19 protein-coding genes and 2 pseudogenes are annotated in these 21,096 nt (G+C 68.2%); 6 read left to right on the top strand and 15 right to left on the bottom strand.

Annotation, left to right across the window (positions count from 1 at the left end):
• Positions 1-23: 23 nt before the first annotated feature.
• The 12 genes from FCI23_RS43725 to FCI23_RS43665 form a co-directional block, all read right to left on the bottom strand.
• Positions 24-233, bottom strand: a complete 210-nt coding sequence (locus FCI23_RS43725) for a transposase (RefSeq protein WP_246144640.1) — start codon at positions 231-233, stop codon at positions 24-26.
• Positions 234-753: 520 nt separating this feature from the next.
• Positions 754-1,233 carry a hypothetical protein gene (locus tag FCI23_RS63330; RefSeq protein WP_322973988.1) on the bottom strand — a complete coding sequence of 160 codons (480 nt, stop codon included), beginning with the start codon at positions 1,231-1,233 and terminating at the stop codon, positions 754-756.
• 392 nt (positions 1,234-1,625) lie between these two features.
• Positions 1,626-2,177 (bottom strand): hypothetical protein, encoded by a 552-nt coding sequence (locus FCI23_RS43710; protein ID WP_246144639.1) that lies wholly within the window; start codon positions 2,175-2,177, stop codon positions 1,626-1,628.
• Positions 2,174-3,454 (bottom strand): MCE family protein, encoded by a 1,281-nt coding sequence (locus FCI23_RS43705; RefSeq protein WP_136729614.1) that lies wholly within the window; start codon positions 3,452-3,454, stop codon positions 2,174-2,176. Before FCI23_RS43705 ends, FCI23_RS43710 begins: the two co-directional genes overlap by 4 nt.
• Entirely contained in the window at positions 3,451-4,764 is a 1,314-nt protein-coding gene (locus FCI23_RS43700; protein WP_136729613.1) for an MCE family protein, read from the bottom strand. Before FCI23_RS43700 ends, FCI23_RS43705 begins: the two co-directional genes overlap by 4 nt.
• Positions 4,761-5,927 carry an MCE family protein gene (locus FCI23_RS43695; RefSeq protein WP_211265717.1) on the bottom strand — a complete coding sequence of 389 codons (1,167 nt, stop codon included), beginning with the start codon at positions 5,925-5,927 and terminating at the stop codon, positions 4,761-4,763. The genes FCI23_RS43700 and FCI23_RS43695 overlap by 4 nt, the downstream gene beginning before the upstream one ends.
• A complete protein-coding gene (locus tag FCI23_RS43690; protein ID WP_136729612.1) occupies positions 5,924-6,907 on the bottom strand; it encodes an MCE family protein in 984 nt (327 codons plus the stop codon). Before FCI23_RS43690 ends, FCI23_RS43695 begins: the two co-directional genes overlap by 4 nt.
• Positions 6,904-7,929, bottom strand: a complete 1,026-nt coding sequence (locus FCI23_RS43685; RefSeq protein WP_136729611.1) for an MCE family protein — start codon at positions 7,927-7,929, stop codon at positions 6,904-6,906. The genes FCI23_RS43690 and FCI23_RS43685 overlap by 4 nt, the downstream gene beginning before the upstream one ends.
• The gene (locus FCI23_RS43680; RefSeq protein WP_136729610.1) at positions 7,926-9,278 is read right to left on the bottom strand and encodes an MCE family protein; all 1,353 of its coding nucleotides are present in this window, start codon (positions 9,276-9,278) and stop codon (positions 7,926-7,928) included. The genes FCI23_RS43685 and FCI23_RS43680 overlap by 4 nt, the downstream gene beginning before the upstream one ends.
• Before the next feature lie 3 nt (positions 9,279-9,281).
• On the bottom strand, positions 9,282-10,109 hold the full coding sequence (locus FCI23_RS43675) for an MlaE family ABC transporter permease (RefSeq protein ID WP_136729609.1): 828 nt from the start codon (positions 10,107-10,109) through the stop codon (positions 9,282-9,284).
• A gap of 2 nt (positions 10,110-10,111) precedes the next feature.
• On the bottom strand, positions 10,112-10,882 hold the full coding sequence (locus FCI23_RS43670) for an MlaE family ABC transporter permease (RefSeq protein ID WP_136729608.1): 771 nt from the start codon (positions 10,880-10,882) through the stop codon (positions 10,112-10,114).
• The gene (locus FCI23_RS43665) at positions 10,879-11,838 is read right to left on the bottom strand and encodes an ABC transporter ATP-binding protein (RefSeq protein WP_136729607.1); all 960 of its coding nucleotides are present in this window, start codon (positions 11,836-11,838) and stop codon (positions 10,879-10,881) included. Before FCI23_RS43665 ends, FCI23_RS43670 begins: the two co-directional genes overlap by 4 nt.
• Before the next feature lie 1,062 nt (positions 11,839-12,900).
• Here FCI23_RS43665 and FCI23_RS43660 point away from each other — a divergent pair.
• A complete protein-coding gene (locus tag FCI23_RS43660; protein WP_211265716.1) occupies positions 12,901-14,019 on the top strand; it encodes a hypothetical protein in 1,119 nt (372 codons plus the stop codon).
• Here FCI23_RS43660 and FCI23_RS43655 read toward each other — a convergent pair.
• Positions 14,015-14,164: pseudogene (locus tag FCI23_RS43655) on the bottom strand (ISAs1 family transposase); the annotation flags it as partial. The gene FCI23_RS43660 and the pseudogene FCI23_RS43655 sit on opposite strands and share 5 nt — an antisense overlap.
• On the opposite strand from FCI23_RS43655, the gene FCI23_RS57340 reads away from it, so the two are divergent.
• From FCI23_RS57340 to FCI23_RS57335, 4 genes are all read left to right on the top strand, one after another.
• Positions 14,165-14,308: a hypothetical protein gene (locus FCI23_RS57340; protein ID WP_169317230.1), complete on the top strand. Its 144-nt coding sequence runs from the start codon at positions 14,165-14,167 to the stop codon at positions 14,306-14,308. It begins immediately after the preceding pseudogene.
• Positions 14,280-14,525 carry a hypothetical protein gene (locus tag FCI23_RS43650; protein ID WP_136729606.1) on the top strand — a complete coding sequence of 82 codons (246 nt, stop codon included), beginning with the start codon at positions 14,280-14,282 and terminating at the stop codon, positions 14,523-14,525. The genes FCI23_RS57340 and FCI23_RS43650 overlap by 29 nt, the downstream gene beginning before the upstream one ends.
• Positions 14,526-14,586: 61 nt before the next feature.
• The gene (locus FCI23_RS43645) at positions 14,587-16,074 is read left to right on the top strand and encodes a flavin monoamine oxidase family protein (RefSeq protein ID WP_136729605.1); all 1,488 of its coding nucleotides are present in this window, start codon (positions 14,587-14,589) and stop codon (positions 16,072-16,074) included.
• Between the two features lie 487 nt (positions 16,075-16,561).
• A complete protein-coding gene (locus FCI23_RS57335) occupies positions 16,562-16,942 on the top strand; it encodes a hypothetical protein (protein ID WP_169317231.1) in 381 nt (126 codons plus the stop codon).
• A 289-nt stretch (positions 16,943-17,231) separates the two neighbouring features.
• On the opposite strand, the pseudogene FCI23_RS64690 reads toward FCI23_RS57335, so the two are convergent.
• A pseudogene (locus FCI23_RS64690) lies at positions 17,232-17,411 on the bottom strand (transposase); the annotation flags it as partial.
• On the opposite strand from FCI23_RS64690, the gene FCI23_RS43625 reads away from it, so the two are divergent.
• Entirely contained in the window at positions 17,395-17,796 is a 402-nt protein-coding gene (locus FCI23_RS43625; RefSeq protein ID WP_136729604.1) for a resolvase, read from the top strand. The pseudogene FCI23_RS64690 and the gene FCI23_RS43625 sit on opposite strands and share 17 nt — an antisense overlap.
• Positions 17,797-17,890: 94 nt before the next feature.
• Here FCI23_RS43625 and FCI23_RS43620 read toward each other — a convergent pair.
• A partial coding sequence (locus tag FCI23_RS43620; protein ID WP_136729603.1) for a WD40 repeat domain-containing protein occupies positions 17,891-21,096 on the bottom strand: 3,206 nt, incomplete at its 5' end.

The raw sequence follows: 21,096 nt of genomic DNA, 5'->3' as shown, positions 1-21,096 counted from the left end.
AGGTCCTGACCTGGCGGGATGATTTATCGGCACCCGCACAGCTCCTCGCGCTCGCACTCGGCGAGGGTGCCGTCTCCACCGGCCCGCCTTGCCCGCGACACCCAGCTGGCCGGCGTCGTGTCGTTGATCCCCAGGTCCTTCGCGACCAGCGCGATCGACTTGCCGGTCTCGGCCACGATCCGCACAGCCCCCTCACGGAACTCAGCGTCGAACTTCCGCCTCTTCTCCGCCATGACTCTCAACTTCCCCTGCAGTCAGGGCCTCTACGCTACGAGGGGATGGGCAGATCCGATGGCTGTTCCATCCACACTTCCGTTCACCATGACAGGGTTTGGCTCCTTCGATCGCCACTCAGTCAGCTCATCGGATCGGGCTCGCTCAGTGAACCGTTCTGCTCATCAGCGCGGCTGAGCCCATCCCTGAAGGCAGCCATCAAGCCGGGTGTGTGGCCGACGACCGGTTCCTTGCGGGATTCGGGAGCCTGACGTAGTTCGGGAACCATGTACGAACCGCTGCGAAGCGGCAGCGGCGGACGCACGGACCTGCCCGCAACGGGGTCCGGGGCGCCCACCCCTTGCCGACGAACTCGTCGCCCTGGTGGAAGGCCTCACGAAGGACAACCCGACCTGGGGCTACGTCTGCATCCAGGGCGAGTTGCGCCGATTGGGCCACCGCATTGGGGCGAGGCGTTCGAGCCGAGTCCGGCAGTGAGCGCGCCACTACGGCAGCGAGTCGCTGTCGGTAGGCGAGTTATTACAAGGCGTCGATGGCGTTCACCTTCCATCCGCCGGGGGTGCGCGTCAGTTTCATCCGCACCCGGTTGAGGTCCAGACGGGGTCCGGAGATCTCGGTGCTGGTGGTGACCTGGTTCATGAACAGCAGGACGACGGCGCTGTCCGGGGTGGCCGACACCACTGAGGCTGCCGGAATGCCGCCCGTAGGCTGGGCGACCGTGGCCTTGACGATGCCGTGGTATTTGGCCGCGGTGGGGCCGACCACCGTCTGTGTCGTCTTGCGGTACTGGCCTTGGAAGGGGCCGGTGAGGTGCCTTTCGGCTGCGGCGAAATCGCGGGCGAGATGCCGGTAGTCGTAGGAGAGGATCACTGGGGCTGCTGTGCGGGCTGCGGCCAGTGCGTCTACCCGTGCCCGGCGGGAGCGATCGGCGTCGCGGTACTGCAAGCCGAGCACTGCGGTGGCGGCCGATCCGGCGAGGATCAAGAGCGCGAGGACCAAGGCGAGACCACTGGGCCGGCGAGGTGGTGCCTGCGGCTGCGTGTCCTTTTGCGGCGCTGTTGCGGAGCGGGATGTTGGCATGTGGCCGACGTACTCGCGCAGTGTTTTGAAGGCTCGCCGCAGAGGTCGAATCCGGTGGTGTGTCTCGGCGGCTGCGGCTCGAGACGGTGTCTCGAGCGAGAGGGTCAAGGTCTTGCGTGCCGCCTCCGGCTCGTCGGGACCTGTCCGGGACCGGTGTGCTCGCTCTGATCGCCTGGCTGCGGCGCGGGCGGCTGCGGCCACGGAACGCTGCCGTGGCGTGCGGTCGCGGCTGCGCCCTCCGGCGGTGTGATTCGCCACGATATCTTCCCCTTGACTGGTGTGCGTCTGTGAACGGCACCCGCTTGCGCGGATCAGCCGACGAACTCGACGTTGGAAGCGAGCCATCGCCCGCTTTGGAGGACAAGGTCGACCTGGAGCCGGTAGTTGCGTGCCTGCCCCTTCGGCGCGGCGACGTTGGTCACCTTGCTGTCGACGGCGACCAGGACGCTGGCGGATCGCGCGTCGGCTCTGGCGATGCCCGCGTCGAGGATCTGGCCTTGGGAGACGGACTTGTTGGTGGCGACCAGCTTCGTGAGGTTCGAGGTTTGATCGGCGAACTGCTGTCTGAAGCTGCCGGTGGCCATGTTCAGCACGTTTTTGGCGTCCCGGTCGTAGTGCCGGTAGTCGAGTGAGGTGAAGTTCAGTGCCAACTGCCTGGCTGCCGCCAGGATGTCCTGGTCGCGTCCTTCCACCTGGTGCTGCTGATATACGCGCACGCCCAGGTAACCGGGCAAGACCGCCGACAGCAGCGCCGCGAGGGCGAGTGTCGGCAGGAGCCACTTGCTGCGGCGTGTACGGCGGGCCCCCACGGTGCGCAGCTGGCGCAGCGTGGCACATGCACGAGCCAGAAGCCGGCCGGTCACACCATCGGTCCGACGAGCAACCATTGCCATGAGTCCTTTCCGAACGTGCTCTGCTGTCCGCCTGTCGAGCCGATCTCGAAGGGCTGCCCGTCCGGGCCGCTGGCGGAGCCGGTCTGGGGGTCGTAAGGGGTCAGGAGCGAGGATTGCTGGGCTTGGCCGGAGCCGGAGGAACCCGCCGGCCGGGGGGCGTTTTGGGCTCCGCGGACCGAGGACTGGCTGCCGCGCGGGAGGGTGCATCGGGCCCCGGTGTTGGCGGGGCGCGCCGAGGTGTCGCTGGGGTCGCGCCACTGGGTGTTGTAGCCCTGGCGGCATGTCGGCGGGTTGCTGGCGTTGAGGACCATTCCGAAGTGCACGGAGCCGTCCCCGGGCGTCACGGTGAAACTTCCGGCGACCACGGCGGGGAAGGTGACGAGAGCCTGCTCTACACCGGGCAGCCGGGCCTGGGTGACCTGGCCGCCGCTGATGAGGTTGCCCAGCAGGACTGGGAGCGCGCCGCTGTTGGCGCGCAGCAGCGCGTCCGTGGCGCCTGCGGCGGAACTGCCGCCGTCCAGTACTCCTCGAATGTTCTTGTCGCTGTTCTTGAGCTGATCGGTGAGGGCTGCCAGGTTCCGGGAGAACGAAGTGATCGCTGAGCCCTCGTCTGTCTGGGTCTTCAGGACTGTGCGGGAGTTGTCGATCAGCGAAATGGTCTGGGGCAGCGCGGCGTTCGCTGACTCGATGAGCGCGTTGCCCGAGTCGACCAGCCGGGTGAGGTCCGGGCCGGTGCCGGCGAAGGATTTGCCCAGCTCGTCGACTGTGGTCCGCAGGTCCTGCTTGCCGACCGAGTTGACCAGCCGGTCGAGGCTGAGGATGAGTGTGGTGGTGGGCAGCGGGGTGCGGGTGTCGCGGCGGGCGATCGTGCTGCCGTTGTGCAGGTAGGGGCTGCCGTTGGTGCGCGGTTGCAGGTCGACGTACTGTTCGCCGACCGCCGAGCGGTTGGCCACCACGGCGAGGGTGTCGGAGGGGATGGGAGGGGCGCCGTCGATGTGCAACTGCACCGAGACTCCGCCGGCGGAGGCTAGTTGCAGTGCGCTCACCCGGCCCACCGGCACGCCGCGGTAGGTAACCTCGGCGCCGGAGAAGATGCCTCCGGAGTCGGCGAAGTCGGCCCGCACGGTGTATCCGCTGGGCGAGATGGCATCGGCCAGCCCGGCGTACCGGGCGCCGACGTAGGAAATCCCGACGGCGGTGAGGGCGGCGAAGGCGATGAGTTGGGTCTTGACCCCTGCGGTGATCACGGTTGCATCCCCCTCGTCATGAGCTCGGCGAGCGGCATGTCGACACCGATCGGGGTACCGGATCCGTCGGTGTGGTAGGCGATGCCGGTGCCGGTGCACACCGGCGGGCACAGTGGTCCGCCGCTCGATGCTGATGGGGCCGGTTTGGGCGTCGGGACCGGCAGTTTCGGCACGGACGGCAAGGTGGGTAGCGGCGGGAGGGTCGGTATGGGCGGAAGGGTCGGTATGGGCGGTTTCGGCAGCCCCGGCACGGGTGAGCTGGGTCCCGGCGTCGGAGTGGGGCCGCCGGCGTTGTGGTAGAGGTTGTTGAGGTTGAGGTCTGCGGTGATGTGCAGGTTGGTGTAGTCGCCCTTGATGGCGTCGACGGCGTTGCGAGGGAACGGATAGGTGGTCAGCAACTCCAGTGCGTTGGGCAGATCGTTGCCCGCCGTATTGAGCTCGGTGAGGATCGGCTGGAGTTGCTGCAGGTCGGCGACGGTGTTGTCGCGCGAGGCGTTGATCACGTGGGTGCCCACGGTGCCGAGGTTGGACAGCGCCGTCAGCATGGCGGTCAGGTTGTGGCGCTGATCGGCCAGGATCTTCAGCGCGGGCGGCATGTTGTCGATGGCTTGGCCGATCACACTGCTTTGTTGGTTGAGGGTGCTGCTCAGCTTGTCGATGCCCTGCATGGCTCGGACGATTTCGGAGCGCTGCCGGTCGAGCCCGCCGATGAAGGTGTCCAGCTCCCTCATCAGGCTCCTGACCTGCTGCTCGCGGCCCTTCAGCGCATGGTTGAGCTCCACGGTGATCGTGTGCAGTTGGGCCACGCCGCCGCCGTTGAGCAGGGCGGAGAGGGCGGAGAGTACCTCTTCGACCTGCGGGTCGCTGCCGCTGCGGGACAACGGGATACGCGCGCCGTCGGTGAGCCGTCCGACCGCGGGGACGTCGGTCGGGGCTGACAGGGAGATGTATTTCTCGCCCAGCATGCTCGTCTGTTGCAGTTGGGCGACTGCGTCGGCCGGGAGTCTGACCGAGTTGGAGATGCGCAGGCGCACGCGGGCCTGCCAGCCGTTCAGCTCGACCTTCTCGACGGCGCCGACGGTGACGTCGTTGACCTTGACCGCCGACTGCGGCACCAGGTCCAGGACATCCTGGAAATCCACGGTGACGTGGTAGGCGTGGTTCGTGGCCGCGCCGCCCGGCAGGGGGAGGTCGGCGAGCCCGTTGAACTGGCAGCCGGTGAGCAGCAGCGAGACCGCGGCCAGCCACGCGGCGGTGGTGGTACGTGCTCGGCGGCGAGGCGGCGGCTCGCGGTGGGCGCGGGGGATCATGCGCGGCCTCCGAGGATTCCGCCGAGTGTCCGGTCCGTCGGTGCCGTGCCGGCTGCGGGTATTGGCAGGCCGGTGGTCGGGTTGGCTTGGGGGAGCGGGGGTAGTGAGCCGATGAGCTGCCGGATCTGGCTGCAGTCGCTGCCCTGGCCGGTCGTCTTGAGCAGGGAGCAGACCAGGCTTGCGGGATCCTGCGCCTGCTCGGCGTTGTTGCGGGTGTCGAGCGTGCCGGAGGCCGGGTTGTAGGCGTTCTGGAGGTTGGACAGCCCGGTGGGTGCCACGTCGAGGATTTCCTGCAGGGCGCTGCGTTCTTTGACCAGGACGCCGGTGACCTGGCTTAGGCCCTTGACGTTGGTGGTGAGCGAGTTCTGGTTGGCGCGGACGAAGCCGGCTACGTCGGTGAGTGCGGAGGACAGCTGCTTTAGGGCGGCCGCGAGTTGGGTGCGGTCGCCGGCCAGCATCTGTGCCACTTTGGCCAGGTCGTTGTTGAACGCGCGGACTTGTCCGTCGTCGGAGGCCAGGGCGGCGGTAAAGACCTGCAGGTTGCTCACGGTTCCGAACAGGTCGCTGCGGCCGTTGGACAGTGTCGTGACGGCCTGTGAGAGGTTCTGGATCATCTGGTGCAGGTCGGCGCCTTGCCCGCTGAGGTTCTGGGCGCTGACCGACAGCAGCCGGGAGAGTGAACCGTTGGTGTTGGCGCCGTGTGGTCCGAGGGCTTGGGAGACGGTGTTGAGGCTGTTGAAGACCCGGTCCAGCTCGACGGGGACCGCTGTGCGGCTTTCGGGGATGACGGCACCGCTCCTCATCGCGGGGCCGCCGCGGTAGACCGGGAGCAGTTGGAGGTAGCGGTCGCTGACCACGGAGGAGTTGATGATGGCCGCCTTCGCGTCGGCGGGGACCTCGCTGCCGGCGTCGTACTCCAGGTCGACGCGGACGCGGTTGCCCTGCGGGGTGATCTTCTTCACCTCGCCGATGCGGACGCCGAGGACGCGTACGTCGGATCCCGGGTAGAGCCCGACGGTGCGGGTGAAGTAGGCGGTGACCCTGACCGGTTGGGATCGCGGCCACAGGACGGCGGCCAGGCCGGCGACGAGCAGCAGGATCAGGGTGAGGGCCACCAGGCGGAGGCGCTTGCGCGGCGGGACGATTGCGCGAAGCCGGATCATCGTGGCCTTCCTGAGGGTGTCGGGACGGCCGGAGCGGCGGTGAGGTTTTGGATGTAGCTGTCGAACCAGCGGCCGTTGCCGAGGGTGTTGGTGAAGAGCCGGAGGAAGGGAGCCAGCAGCGCGATGCTGCGGTCGAGACTGGTTTGGTTCCGCTTGAGCATGTCGACGACGGCGTTGAGCCGGCTGAGCGCCGGGCCGATCTGCGCTTGGTTGTCGGCGACGAGACCGGAGAGCTGGATGCCGAGGTCGGCGGCGTTGCGCAGCAGGTCGCCGATGACCTGGCTGCGGTTGTCCAGCGTCTGGAAGAGCAGGTCGCCGTCGTTGACCAGGGTGGTCAGCTGGTGCGAGCGGGCGGCGAGCACGCTGGTGACGCCGTTGGCGTGCCGCAGCAGGTCCCGTAGGGCCGCGTCACGGCTGGCGATGGTCACTGAGAGCTCGGACAGTCCCTTGATGGAGGCTTTGACCTCGGCTGGTGCGTCCTGGAATGCCGAGGAGACGGTGTCCAGTGCGGTGGCCAGCTGCTGGGTGTCGATTTGCTCGTTGGTCGTGGTGAGGTCGCTGAAGGCCTGGACAACGTCGTAGGCGGAGACCGTGTGGTTCAGTGGAATCTCGCTGCCGGCTCTGAGCTGGCCGGGGCCGGCGGGTTTCAGGGCGAGGTACTTCGCTCCGAGGATCGTCTTTACCCGGATGGCGGCGCCTGTGGAGGTGCCGAACTGCGCGTCGCGGGTGATCCGGAATCCCACGCGGACGTGGTCGCCTTCCAGGCCGACGTCGTCGACCTGGCCGACCTTGACTCCGGCGATGCGCACCTCGTCTCCCGGTTTGAGGCCGCCTGCTTCGGAGAAGGCCGCGCTGTAGGTGTCGCCGCCGCCGATCAGTGGGAGAGCCTGGATGTTGAAGGCTGCGAAGGTCAGTAGGGCGAGCACGGTGAGGCCGACGGTCCCGATCACCACCGGGTTGCGTTCGCGGAACGGGATCAACTGCCGCACCTCCCCTGGCCGATGTTCATACGTGGTGTGAGAACCTGGCCCTTGGGCAGCACGATCCGGCCGTCGAAGCCGCACAGGTAGTAGTTGAACCAGGAGCCGTAGGTCGCGGTGCCGGTCAGCGCGTTGAGCTTGTGCGGCAGCCGCTGCAGCACGCCTTCCACGGTGGGGTTGTTCCTCTGCAGGGTTCCGGCGAGGGTGGACAGGCCGGCGATGTCGGAGCGCAGCGCGGGGCGGCCCTGGGCGAGCAGGCCTGAGGTTGCGCCGGCCAGGTTGCTGATGGAGGTGAGTGAGTCGCCGATGGCGGTGCGGTCGGCGGACAGCCCGGAGACCAGTTGTTGCAGTTGGTCGAGGAGGGCGGAGAAGTGGACGCTGCGTTTGTCCACGGTGGCCAGCGTGGTGTTGAGGTTGTCGATCACGGAGCCGATCAGCTGGTCTCGGTTGGCGAGTGTGGAGGTGAGTGAGGCGGTGTGGGCGAGCAGGCTGTCGACTGTGCCGCCTTCGCCCTGGAGGGTGCTGATGAGTTCGGACGCCAACTGGTTGACGTCGTTCGGGCTCAACGCGGCGAACAGGGGCTTGAATCCGTCCAGGAGGGCGTTCAGGTCTAGCGCCGGCTGTGTGCGGGAGAGCGGGATGGTGCTGTTGGGCGCCAGCCGTGAGCCGTCTCCTGCCCCCTCCGTTAGCGCGATGTACCGCTGTCCGACCAGGTTGCGGTAGTGGATGACGGCTCCAGTGCTGGTCAGCAGCGGCCGGTCGCGGGTGACGTCGAAGGTGACCTCGGCCAGCGTCCGGTCCTTGATGCGGATGTCTTGAACCTGGCCGACCCTGACCCCGGCGACCCGTACGTCGTCGCCGGTCTCCAGGCCGGTGACGTCGCTGAAAACGGCGCTGTAGGTGACCGTGGGCGTGAAGTCGATGTTGACGATGGTGGCGGCCAGCAGCGCGGTGGCGAGGATCGTCACCACGGCGAACACGGAGAACTTGATCAGGGGTGCGGTGGATGCCCGTGCGTTCATGAAACGCTCACCGCCGTACCGCGGACCATGGGACCAAACAGCAGGGTCGCGACGGCAGGAACCTGGTCGGCTGGTACGCCCATGACCGGCGCCACAAGCGAACCGATCAGGTGCTGCTCGGCCGGCGTGCCCGACACACTGCTGGGCTGGCCGGTGCTCGGTGGCAGGCTGCTCTGGCCGCCCCGCGCCGACGTGCCGTCGTTGAAGTGGACGGCCGGTGCCGGCACGGGCGGATTCGGGAGTCCCTCGCAGTTCGGGCCGCGGTGGTCGGCGTACTGTGGTTCCTCGCCGGGGTGGTAGCCGGAGCGTGGCAAGGGGAACTCCAAGGTGATGTGCATCTGCCCGCCGCTGAATACCTGCTCGGCCAGCGGCTCGGAGGCCGTCAGCCCGCTCAGGAGGCAGGGATATTCGGGTGCGTAGCGTGCGAGCAGCGCCAGGATCGGCCGTGAGACGTTGGCGAGAGTGATGATCCGGTCGGCGTTGTCGCTGAGGACGCCCTGCGCGGTGCCGGCGAAGGTGGTGGTTCCGGTCAGGAACGACCGCAGCGCGTCCTGCTTGGCCACCACGGTGCGGCTCATGGTGATGGTGTTGTCCAGGATCCTCAGCAGGTCGGGGGCGGCGTTGCTGTACACCTGGGCGGTGTCGGCGAGGCGGGAGAAGTCCGTCATGAGCGCCGGCAGGTGCGGGTTGAGCCGGCGCAGGTAGCTCTCGACCCGGGAGAGGTTGGCGCCGATGGCGTCGCCGCGGCCCTCGAGGGCGTCGGCGAACGCGGACAAGGCGGCGTTCAGCTCGCCCGGCTGTACCGCGCGCAGCAGGGGCAGCAGATCGTTCATCAACTGCTGCAGCTGGATGCCGGCCTTCGTGCGGTCCTGGGTGATGACGTCCCCCGCCTGGATGTGGCGTGGTGACGGGTGCGCGGGCGGGACCAGGTCGACGTACTCCTCGCCGAAGAGTGTCTTGGGCAGGAGGCGTGCGTCGACGTCGGCGGGGATGAGGGCGATGTCCTGCGGCTTGAGCGCGATGTCGAGGGTCGCCTTCTGGCCGTCGGCATGCACCTGGCGTACCTCGCCGACGATCAGGCCGTCCAGCTTGACGTCGGCCTGCGGCAGCAGTTGGCTGCCGATGCTGTACGCCTGCAAAGTGATCGGCACCACGGGCGTGAAGACCTGCTGGTAGACCGCCACGGCCAGCGACAGCAGCGTCGCGATGACCACCAGGAAGACAACGCCGTACCAGCGCAGCACGGCCCTGCGCGACCAGGGACGCCTCGGCCACCACCCACGTCCGCCGCCGCGCGGGGGTGGCAGGTCACCCGGCCGCAGCGCCGGGCTCTTCGGTGTCGTCGTCATCGGCTAACCCGTGATCCTTACGGTGGTGGTGGCTCCCCAGATAGCCAGGCTGAGGAAGAAGTCCAGGATGTTGATGGTGACGATCGAGGCGCGCACCGCGCGGCCCACGGCGATCCCGACCCCGGCCGGGCCGCCCTTGGCGTGGTAGCCGTAGTAGCAGTGGATCAGGATGATCACGACGGCGAAGACGATCACCTTGCCGAACGACCACAGCACGTCGACCGGCGGCAGGTACTGCTGGAAGTAGTGGTCGTAGGTGCCGGGCGACTGCCCGTAGTAGGAGGTGGTGATGGTGCGGGAGGCGAGGTAGGAGGAGAGCAGTCCGATCACGTACAGCGGTATCACCGCCACGAACCCGGCGATCATCCTGGCGGTGACGAGGAACGGCAGTGAGGGAACGCCCATCACCTCGAGGGCGTCGACTTCCTCGCTGATGCGCATGGAGCCGAGCTGCGCGGTGAAGCCGGCACCGACGGTGGCGGACAGGGCGAGCCCGGACACCAGCGGCGCGATCTCGCGGGTGTTGAAGTAGGCCGACAGGAACGCCACGAAGTTGGAGGTGCCCAACTGGTTGAGCGCGGCGTATCCCTGCAGGCCCACCTCCGTGCCGGTGAAGAAGGAAAGGAAGGCGATGACGCCGACGGTGCCGCCGACGACGGCCAGGGCACCGCGGCCGAAGCTGACTTCGGCCAGCAGGCGCAGCACCTCCTTTTTGTACCGGCGCAGCGTGCGGCCGGTCCAGGCCAGTGAGCGCCCGTAGAAGGACATCTGGGCGCCGAGTTCCTCCAGGGAACGCAGCGGGCGTGCGAGCAGCCGGTCAGCGAGCGCCATCATCACCCCTTCTGCGGAACGATCTGGAAGTACACGGCGGTCATCACGAAGTTGGTGACGAACAGCAACATGAAGGTGATGACCACCGACTGGTTGACCGCGTCGCCGACCCCCTTGGGTCCGCCCTTGGCGTTCAACCCCTTGTAGGAAGCGACGATCGCGGCGATGGCTCCAAAGACCAGCGCTTTCAACTCGCCCGCGTAAAGGTCAGGCAGTTGGGCGAGAGTGGTGAAGGACGCCAGATAGGCACCGGGCGTGCCGTTTTGCAGGATCACGTTGAAGAAGTAGCCGCCCGCCACACCGACCACCGAGACCAGCCCGTTGAGCAGGACGGCCACCACCATCGAGGCCAGTACCCGGGGCACCACCAGCCGGTGCACCGGGTCGATGCCCAGTACCTCCATCGCGTCGATCTCCTCGCGGATCTTGCGCGCCCCCAGATCCGCGCAGATCGCGGAACCGCCCGCCCCGGCGATCAGCAGCGCGGTGACGATCGGCGAGGCCTCCCGCAGCACCGCCAGCACGGACGCGGCCCCGGCGAACGACTGTGCACCCAGCTGCCGCGTCAGGCTGCCGATCTGCAGCGCGATGACGGCCCCGAACGGGATGGAGACCAGCGCCGTCGGCAAGATGGTGACGCCAGCGACGAACCAGGCTTGCTGGATGAATTCCCGGGCTTGGAAGGGCCGCCGCGGCAGGGTGCGCAGCACATCGAGTGCGAGGGCGAACAGGTCGCCCGAATGCCGCAGCGCTGCGGTGGGGGACAGGCTCATGCGTCTGCCACCTCGTGAGGATGCGACCTCGCTTCGCGCTGGGCGATCGCCTGCCAGCGGGGCGAGCGGGCGATACCGTCACTGGGCAGCAGGCGCGGTGTCACTCCCGCACCGGACGCGCCCTTGCCGCCCTTCGGACCGCGGTGGTTGCCGGCGTCGAGCTCGGCGAGTTCCTGCTCGACCTGGGCCGCGTCCTTTTCCTCCGCCATCCCGATCGGCCCCTGCATACGGCCATTGAGGAACTGCCCGACGACCGGTTCGTCGCTGGCCAGCAACTTCTCGCGCGGCCCGAACATCACCAGTTCGCGCCGGAAGAGCAGCCCGATGTTGTCCGGCACCTGGCGGGCCGAGGCGATGTCATGGGTGACGATCAGGAACGTCGCGTCGATCTGCGCGTTGAGGTCCACGATCAGCTGGTTGAGGTAGGCCACACGCACCGGGTCGAGACCCGAGTCGGGCTCGTCGAACAGGATGATCTCCGGATCGAGTACCAGCGCCCGTGCCAGCCCGGCCCGTTTGCGCATCCCCCCCGATATCTCGCCGGGCAGCTTCTCCTCCGCGCCGAGGAGCCCGACCAACTCCATCTTCTCGAGCACGATCCGCTTGATCTCGCTCTCCGGCTTGCGGGTGTGCTCGCGCAGCGGGAAGGCGATGTTGTCGTAGAGGCTCATGGAGCCGAATAGCGCGCCGTCCTGGAAGAGCACGCCGAACAGCTTGCGCACCTCGTACAGGTCGCGTTCGCGCAGCCGGGTGACGTCCCGTCCCGCGATCAGGACCGAGCCCCGATCCGGTTTGAGCAGGCCGACGAGCGTCTTGAGGAACACCGACTTGCCCGTCCCCGAAGGGCCGAGCATGACCGAGATCTCCCCGGCGGGCAGTGTCAGCGAGACGTCCTGCCATATGACCTGGCGACCGAAAGACTTGGTCAGTCCTTCCACACGAATCTCTACACCCATCCGGTGCCCTCCCCTCCGCGCCGCATAGCCGCGCCCCGCACGTGGAGCAGGGCCGTCGTCTGCTCTACGGGGACGGACCGTGGATCCGTCGCGGAAAGAAGGAAATTTTTTCCGCCATCAGCGGCAGGGGGCCGAACTGCCCAACCGACCCGGCCGTGAACCTGCCCAGAGCCCAGGGCGGCCCGGCCCCCGCACAGTAGAGATCGATCGGAGCTTTCCCGACCACCTGGCTGTCGGCGCGTCAGGAAGCCCCGCCGATGACGCGCCCAGCGCCGCGCACGATCCACACGGCTTGCACAAGGCACTAGGGCCTGTCCGGCCGATCTCCGCGGCGTCGCGTGCCCTGGCACCAGCGCTCGCGGCGTTGTCGTCAGTCGACGACTCTCCCCCAGACTCCGTCCGGGAGGTGCCCCCACCAAGCTCTCGGCTCCGCTCGAGCAGGGGGGACCCCCATCGCGTCGCCTCCCTCCTCCGCCTTGCGATCACAGGCGCCAGACCCCGCTCCTTCTCCCACGGAGATCGGCCGGACAGGCCCTAGGTGAGGCAGTATGCCGTCGCGAACCCCGCCGACGTTACCGCCAGGTACGCGGGATGGGGAGGGGCCTGCGCAGACCCGAGTGCATCCCGGCTCGCCAGCGCGAATCACGCGTCTCTGCGGAACCGTGCCGCTGCCGCCGAGGCTGTCCCGGCGTGAAAGGAACATCCGCATCGGTGTTGACGGGCGTTCCGGCGCTCTGCTTTCCTACTTGCCGGTAAGCGGCATCACTGCACGTGGTGACTGGCCATAGGGAAAAGCGAAACGTTAAACCGCATCTGACTCGACCTTCTTCGCGTCCAGCACGCCCGCAACGAGACAACAGGCCACACCCGATGTGTACGGAGCCCTCTTCGCTCCCGCATCAACTCTCCGCAGCATCCCTTGCTGCTCCCACCTACACGGGGATACGGCTGGGAACAGCGTTCCGCAAATGTCCGGCGGTACCGGTTCCTCCCGGAATCTGCTACCGGGCCGGTCAGCGTGGTTGACCACCGCGTCCTTGACCAGTAATAGAGAGGACTCCGATGGGTATATTCCGCCCCACCCGCAGCACACGGCGCGCGGCCACCGCTGCGCTGGCCGCTGCCGCCCTGGGCGGCGCCGGTGTCGTCGTCGCCAGCCCGGCACAGGCGCTCTCCGGTGCCACCGCCTCGCAGGCCGCCGCGGATCAAAGCCACGCCTACCGGCACGGGGCCGTCCCTCTGCTGGATGCCGTACAAAAGTCCCTTGCCCTGCTGCCCGGTTCCCTCAACAACCTGCGGTACGGCGGGGGTGCGGGCAGCCCGAGCCTCGGCGTCACCACCGGCGCCCCCAAGGTCTACCTGGTCTTCTGGGGTTCGCAATGGGGCACCAGAGGCACCAACTCCAGCGGCAACACCACCTTGTCGGGTGACCGCGTCGGCATGGCGCCGCGACTGCAGGCCTTCCTCAAGGGCCTGGGCACCAGGAAAGAGACCTGGTCCGGCGTCATGACCCAGTACTGCCAGGGTGTATCCACCGGCACACAGACCTGTCCGAGCACCGCGCCTCACGTCGGCTACCCGACCGGCGGCGCACTCGCCGGAGTGTGGGCGGACACCTCCTCGGCCGCGCCGAGCAGCGCCACCGGCAACCAGATCGGCACCGAAGCGGTGAAGGCCTCCCGTCACTTCGGCCACACCACCGCCGCATCCAACCGCAACAACCAGTACGTCGTCGTCTCACCCACCAGAACCACGCCGGACGGCTTCAACACCCCCACCGGCCAGTTCTGCGCCTGGCACGACTACACCGGCGACTCCTCCATGTCCGGCGGCGCGGTCAGCTCGCCATACGGCCAACTGGCATTCACCAACCTGCCGTACGTCACCGACGCCGGCAGCAGCTGCGGCCAGGGCTTCGTGAACAGCCCCGGCACCCTGGACGGCGTGACCATCGTTGAGGGCCACGAGTACGCCGAGACCATCACCGACCAGAACCCGGCCGGTGGCTGGACCGACCTCATCGGCTATGAGAACGGCGACAAGTGCGCCTGGATCTCAAGCGGTCAGGGCGCCGCGCAAAACATCAAGCTGACCACCGGCACGTTCCCGGTGCAGTCGACCTGGGCCAACGACTACAACAACGGCTCCGGCGGCTGTGAGATCTCCCACCCGGTCCGGTGATGCCGTAGAGCGCGTGGACGTGCTGGCGTTCGGTGTGTGCTCGGCGTGCGGCGGCGGTGTTGACGTATCCGGCGAGGTGGAGTGCGCCGCGGATCAGGTCGCGGATGGTGGCGAGGACGGCGGGGGTGTTTCGGGTGCGGACCTCATGCGCGTTACCCGAACCCCGAAGCACATTGCCGCTCTGACGATCCCCGGCACCGCGGCCCTCAGCCTCACCGCCCGCAATGCCAAGGTCCCCACCGCCGCCCACCCGTCCACGAGTGGCACCGGCGCCCCGGTGCGCCCGTGAGCACTCCGACGCCCCTGCCGAGCATACGGAGCGCGGGCGCCTCACCGCCGACGTCCGCAGGCGCGGTGCAGTCCTCGACGGCTGTGGCCTCGCCATGGTGCGCAGCGAGCACGCCCACGCGTCCGCGCCCGGCTTCTGCTTCATCGGATGTATCAACACGGTCAGCGGCACGTTCCGCGAGATCGGCATCAATATACGGCGGATCGCCCGGCGCTGAGAGCGCGCCCAGCCACCTCAGCCCCGAGCAAAACCGCAGCCACATCGGAAAGGAATAGGTCATGAGCCCGACCTCAATCAGCCGTCGTGGCCTGCTCGGCGCGGCCGGCACCGGTACGCTTACCGCGGCCGGCACGCTCCTCGCCGCGCCAGGAGTGGCCTCGGCGGAGACCACCAGCGGAAACCTCCCATCCACCGTGGACACTGTGGTGGTGGGGGCCGGGATCTCCGGGCTGGTCGCCGCGCGACAGATAGCCCGCGCGGGTCGCTCCGTCCTTGTCCTGGAAGCCCGTGACCGGGTCGGCGGCCGGGTGCTCAACCACACGCTGGCCAACGGTTCGGTGATCGAGTCAGGCGGCGCCTTCGTCGGGCCGACCCAAGACCACATCCTGGCGCTGGCTGCGGAACTCGGTGTGCAGACGTTCAAGGAGTACGCCCAGGGCGACAACGTCTACATTTCTGGCAGCATCACCATGCGCTATACCGGGACCGTCCCGCCCGATCCGACGATCCTGGCCGATGCCGCCAACTTGCAGTTGCAGCTGGACACGCTGTCCAAGCAAGTGCCGGTGGACGCGCCGTGGACGGCGGCGAAGGCCGCGGAGTGGGATGCCAAGTCGGTAGACAACTGGATCAAGGAGAACACGGTCAACCCGGCCACGGCCAACCTCCTGTTGTGCTACCTGCAGCCGTGTTTCGGCACGGACCCGAGGGAAATGTCGCTTCTGTACCTGCTGTGGTACATCGCGACCGCGGGCGATGAGACCACCCCCGGCACCTTCGAGCGCTCCGCCGGCACCTCCGGCGGTGCACAGGACTCCCGCGTAATCGGCGGCTCGCAACTGATCCCTCTGCGGCTCGCCGCCCAACTCGGCGACATCGTCGCGCTGAAGGCGCCCGTACGGAAGATCGAGCAGACCGCCGACTCCGTCACGGTGACCAGCGACCGGGGACAAGTCCGCGCCAGCCGGGTGATCGTGGCGGTACCGCCACCGCTGGCCGCCAAGATCGACTGGTATCCGCTGCTGCCACCGCTGCATCTGGAGCTGCTCCAGCGACTGCCAATGGGCGCGCTGATGAAATGCGATGCGGTGTACAACCGGCCCTTCTGGCGCGACGCCGGCCTGTCGGGCATGGCGTTGATCGACTCCGGCCCGGTCAGGGCCACCTTCGACAACAGCCCACCGGATGCCGGCGTCGGCGTCCTGATGGCCTTCATCGGCGGCTCGACATGGCGGGACTGGGGCAACCGGCCGGCCGACGAGCGCCAAACCGCCGTCCTCCAGGCATTCGCCGAGATCGTGGGCCCGCAAGCGCTGACCCCCATCGACTACGTCGAGCACGACTGGACACACGAACGTTGGTCGACCGGCGCTCCGACGTCGGTCGCCGCGCCCGGCGTGATCTACAGCTACGGCGCACAGATCCGCCAGCCGGTCGCCCGTGTGCACTGGGCCGGCACAGAGACCGCCACATACTGGAGCGGGTACATGGACGGAGCCGTGCGCGCCGGCGAACGCGCCGCCCAGGAGGTGATAGCCCTGCTATGACAAGCCGGTCAGCGGACACCAAGGCCGCCTGCGCAGAGAAGGGACAGTGGACAATGCGGGTGCCGATAAATCATCCACCCAGGTGACGGCTTTGATCACCAAGCTCGACCGCGCCCGCCGCTGGCCCGCTGTCCTCACCCGAAGAGGGCACGTGCGACATCATCACCAGTCGTGCTCCTGCGCCAGGCCTACCTCGCCATGACCAACACCTTCACTCTCCTTCGCCTACTGCCGATGAGCGACCGGGACAAAAACATCGATAACCCTGCCCTGCGGCACCAACTTCATATCCTGCAACGCCAGATCGGCAAACCCACGTACACCAACACCTACCAAGCGCGCCCCGGACACGCTCCTGCGCTGGCACCGGGACCTCCTCAGAAGGCGCCATGCCGCAACCCGCGCACCGAAACGACGCGAGCGCGCCCAACAATCCGCTCACCCCGCACCTGATCCTGGCCTCGCCCACGAGACAAGGAGCCCCAGCATGACGGACAAGCCCCGTACCCCCGCCGACATCTCCGACGACGCTTTCGAGGCCATCCGCGACCTTAACCACGCCACCGCCGAAGGAGGATTGGAGTACCCGGGCGAGGCGTACGCCACGATCGACAACCTCAAGGTCCTTGCTCAGCAGTTGCCCCAGGCCCTTCGACAGATCCGGGAGTTCCTCGGCCGCCTGGAAGCCGATGGCCACCTGCGCACCGACAACGGCCCGGACGATCTGGCCTTCCGCATGGAGGACCTTCGCACCAGCCTCACCACCGCCGCCTGCTCCGCCGACGCCCTGTACCAGAACTTGGATGAGGCACACAACGCACTCAGACCGATCACCTACAGGGCCACCCTGAGACGGACTTGGGACTGATGAACCCACCAGTCCCGAGTCCGCGTGGAGCAGGTGCCGCTGGTTCCAGATCAAGGTCCGGCCCAGGAGCTCACGCCGACACCGCCCAGCTCAGGCATCGTAGGTCCGGCCACGCCGCGCTGCGCTGCAGGCGCCGTTCCGCCTGCTGGGTGGCGGATCATGACGGGCGGACGGGCACCGTAAGTTGCAGGCCGCTCAGTTCGAGGCGTGAGGTCTCGTTGTCGGGTCGCCAGGTGGGGGCGTCGCCTTGGGTGAGCTCCAGCTTGAGCTGGGGCCCGGACGGGACCTGCCACCCTGCCGGCCACAGTTCGAATACCAGCGGCAGCGACTGACCGGCAGCCTGCGCGGTCGGCGCGGTGTAGATCGGCTTGAGCGCGCGGGAGATCTTGTCCCAGTCGTGGCGGGCCGCGTAGCGGAACGAGGCCCGCATCAGGTGGACCACGCAGGTCTGTGTGATCCCAGGCGGCCAGTCCATCGCCGGTCTGGCCCGCGAACACCACGTCAGCCGGGGCGCCATCTGTACGGCCGTTGCCGACCTCGTGCCCGTGCACACCACTGACCACCAGGACTCCTCAGCCCCAGAACTGCCGGTCACTCTCGACATGCCGGGCAAGGTCGCCGACTTCCTTCGCATGGCCGAACTGGACCCCGCCGAATGGGCCGCGCTCGACCAGGGCGTGACCGTGCGGCGCGGCCAGGGCTACACACTGCGCGTCAGCGCCACATCCTCAGTCCACTGCCAACTCCTGGCCCGCTGCCAGCCCCTGGACGGCACCCCCAACGCCCCGGCGATCCCGGCGCAGCGCAAGGCCCTTCGCGAGTATGCAAACCGCGTCAACACCCTCGGCGAGTGACCAGATCCGCCTGAAACCTACTGGCGGGTTACATGTTCCCTGGTGTCCGAGCTAGGACTCCGGGGCCGGCACAGGGGCGGCCTTCAGGCTTCGGTTAGCAGACACTTCGGTAGGGGACGTCTGCCAGGTACATGCGCCATTCGTCGCGTGACAACGTGCCCCCGGCACGTCGGCATGCCGCGCCGGACACGTCTGCCGGGTCCAGGTCGAAGTGCTGCACTGGCACGTGCGTACCCGCTGCGTACATGCTGCCGCCATCGCTGGTGAAGGCGAGGGAGACGATCTCGTCACCAGCGGTGGGCAGGTCGGTACCCAGCTGCTGGCGGGAAGCGACGTCCCACAGCCGCAGGGTGCCATGGGATCCGGCCGCGGCCAGCGTGCTCCCGTCGGGGGAAAAGGCCAGTACGGTCGGCTCCTCCTCTTCGTCCGTGGAGCTCTTGAAGAAGCCGCCAGGCAGTACGCCCAGGGAGGTGGCGCGCCGGGTGTCCCACAGCGTGATGCCTCCTGCGTCCGTGTCCGCGAAGGCGACGCGGCTGCCGTCCCGGCTCAGGGCACTGACGCACGGGCAGTTCTGTGTGGTCCATTGGCGGCCATGGCCATCAGCGGGCAGCAGCGTACCGTCGTCGGTCAGCAGGACACCGCCGTCGTCGGAGACGGCGGTGACGTAATCGCCGGTTCCGGCCCCGTCGCCGGAGTCATGCCGGTGGATGACTCTGAGTTTCCTCCCATTGCCAGCGTCCCAGATCGTCACGGAGGCGTCTGCGGCGTTGGTGGTCATCAGCTCCCGGCCGTCGAGGCTGAGGATCAGTCCTGCGAGGAACTGGTCGCCGTGGTAGGGCCTGATGTCGGTGAGTCGCCGGTTGCGCACGGTGTCCCACACGGTGATGTGTGTCGGGTCTTCGAGCGGGTCGGGCGGTCCCGATCCGAAGGCGAGGCGACGGCCGTCGGCGCTCAGTGACATCACCGTCACGTCGTTGCCTTCGAACGTGGCGGAGGTCGGAGGCGGCCCGGCGGCGGAGATCTGGTACCTGAGTCGGCCGGTGCGGCCATCGATGATGCGGGGGCCCGACGCCGCCTTCCCTCGGCTGTTCAGCACGGCCAGCACGGCGCCGTTCGCGCTGAGGGCTGCGGTGGCCACGGCGTGATCGTTCCACTGGGGTCTGAGGGCGTTGCCGATGTCGAGACTGTGGACGACGGTCTGTTCATCGGACTCCTGGGTGGTGTAGCGCAGGACACGAGCCGTGGTGTCGATGCGCAGATCGCTGGGCTGGGTCTCGGTCAACGGGTGGCTGAAGACGGGAGCTTCGGGGTGGTCGAGCCGCCACAGCCGGATGTCGTTGCTTCCCCACCCGGCCAGCAGCTTGCCGTCCTCACTGAACACGTAGGCGAGCGGCGACACTTGCCGGAGTCGTGGCAGTCGCCTGCCGGTACTGACCGTGAGCCGCTGCAGCCCGGTCGCAGCCACCAGCGCCAGAGTGCGGCCGTCAGGGGCGAATTGGAGGTGAGCCTCGTTCCCGCAGGCGGTCCGCTTGTGCCAGGCCGTGTCGATCCGGTGGTGCGACCCGACGCCCCAGACACTGACGCTGCCCTGCGTGCACAGGGCCACCAGCCGCTGGTCCGGGCTGATGTCACCGCCGGTGGACCCTCTCAGCTCGGGGGACGTGTGAGTGAACAGGCGGCGCCCACTCTCGTCGCTCCACACCTCCAGATGGTCGTCCACGGCGAAGAACAGGGCGTTGCCGTGGGCGCTGAAACCGGACCAGGTGCGCGCATCTTCTACCCCGCCACTGGGTCCCTGGTCGTTGCTCCAGGTCCTGGAAGGCAGGGCCGACGAGCCGGAGGGGCCCAGGGCGGAGCCGTGGTACCGGTGCGTGCGTGTGTCCCACAGACGCACTCGCATGTCGGCAGTGTCGTCGTCCGTGGTCGGTATGGCCACGTAGCGCCCGTCCGGGCTGACGTCGGCCGAGGCTGTGGGACTGTCCGTGCCACCGGGCAGCCGGTGGCCGTCGGTCCGGCGCCGGGTCCGCAGATCCCAGCGGCTGATCGTGCCCGCTGCGACCCTGATCAGAGTCCGGCCGTCCGGACTCAGCTGGTCGACGTCCGCGAGGCCGGGAGGCGTGAACGTGGGCAGGTCATGCTGGGCGAAGGCGCCGATGAGGGCTGAGCGGGTCTCCGGGGTGTGGCTGAGCCGCCAGGCGGCGACGCTCAGCCTTAGCGCCGTTCTCGGGTCGGTCGTACGCAGACCGGCGGCTGCGGTGGCCGCGCGGCGTGCGGCGGCGGCGAGGTGCTGTCGCTGGCTCGTACGGTGCTGTTGCCAGGCCACCGCGCCGGCCACCAGAGCGAGCACCAAGAGCACGGACACGGAACTCACCAGCCCGCCCTGCCGACGGCGTTCACGGGTGCGCGTGTCTATGCTGGTGGTAAGGAAGTCGCTTTCCACGATTGTCAGTTCACGGGTGCGCTCGGCATTCGGGAAAGCCTCGGCGGCCTCGGCCAGCCGCGATCCACGGTACAACGCGCCCGAATCGCGGCCCAGTTCATGCCAGGCCGCGGCGGCCTCGGTGAGTCGGCGCAGGACCCGCAGCCGGTGCCGATCGTCTTCGATCCAGCCGCGCAGCCGGGGCCAGGCGGTGATGAGCACCTCGTGAGCAAGGTCGACCCGGTCGTCGTCCAGAGTGAGCAGCCGGGCGCGGGCCAGTTGCTCGATGACTGTCGCGGTGTCCGTCGGGTTGCCGAAGTCGAACTCCTGGCGGTGGGCGGGTCTGCGGGTGTCGGGGGCGCCGTCGCCAGGGGTGACCAGGCGCAGCAGGATCCGGCGGGCGAGGTCGGCCTGGGCCGGTGTGAGGCGGGCGTGGATGTTTTCGGCGGTGCGGGCGATGGCGCCGTGCAGGCCGCCGGCTGCTTCGTAGGCGGTTTCGGTGAGGGCGCGGCCTTTGCGGCGGTGCCAGGTCTCGAGCAGGGCGTGGGACATCAGTGGGAGGGCGCCGGGCTCGCCTTCCACGTCCGTGAGGATGCGGTCGGTCAGGGTGCGTTCAACGATCAGTCCGGCGGTCTGGGCGGGTTTGACGATCGCCTCGCGCAGTTCGTCGCGGCCCATCGGCCCCGCGAGCAGGGTGGCGTCCTGCAAGGCGGCTGTGAGTCCCGGATGTTCGGCGCAGCGGCCGAGGAAATCTGCACGGACCGCAATGACCACCCGCAGCCGGGCGGCCGGGTCGGTGGCGCTCAGGAGCCGGTCGATGAACTGGGTGCGTTCGGCGGGGTCGGTGCACAGGGTGTAGAGCTCTTCGAACTGGTCGACGA

Origin of the sequence: Actinacidiphila oryziradicis, from assembly GCF_005047355.1 — a bacterium.
Lineage (GTDB): Bacteria > Actinomycetota > Actinomycetes > Streptomycetales > Streptomycetaceae > Actinacidiphila > Actinacidiphila oryziradicis.
The sequence above is the reverse complement of the archived record's forward strand: the minus strand, read 5'-3'. Positions and strand labels throughout refer to the sequence as shown.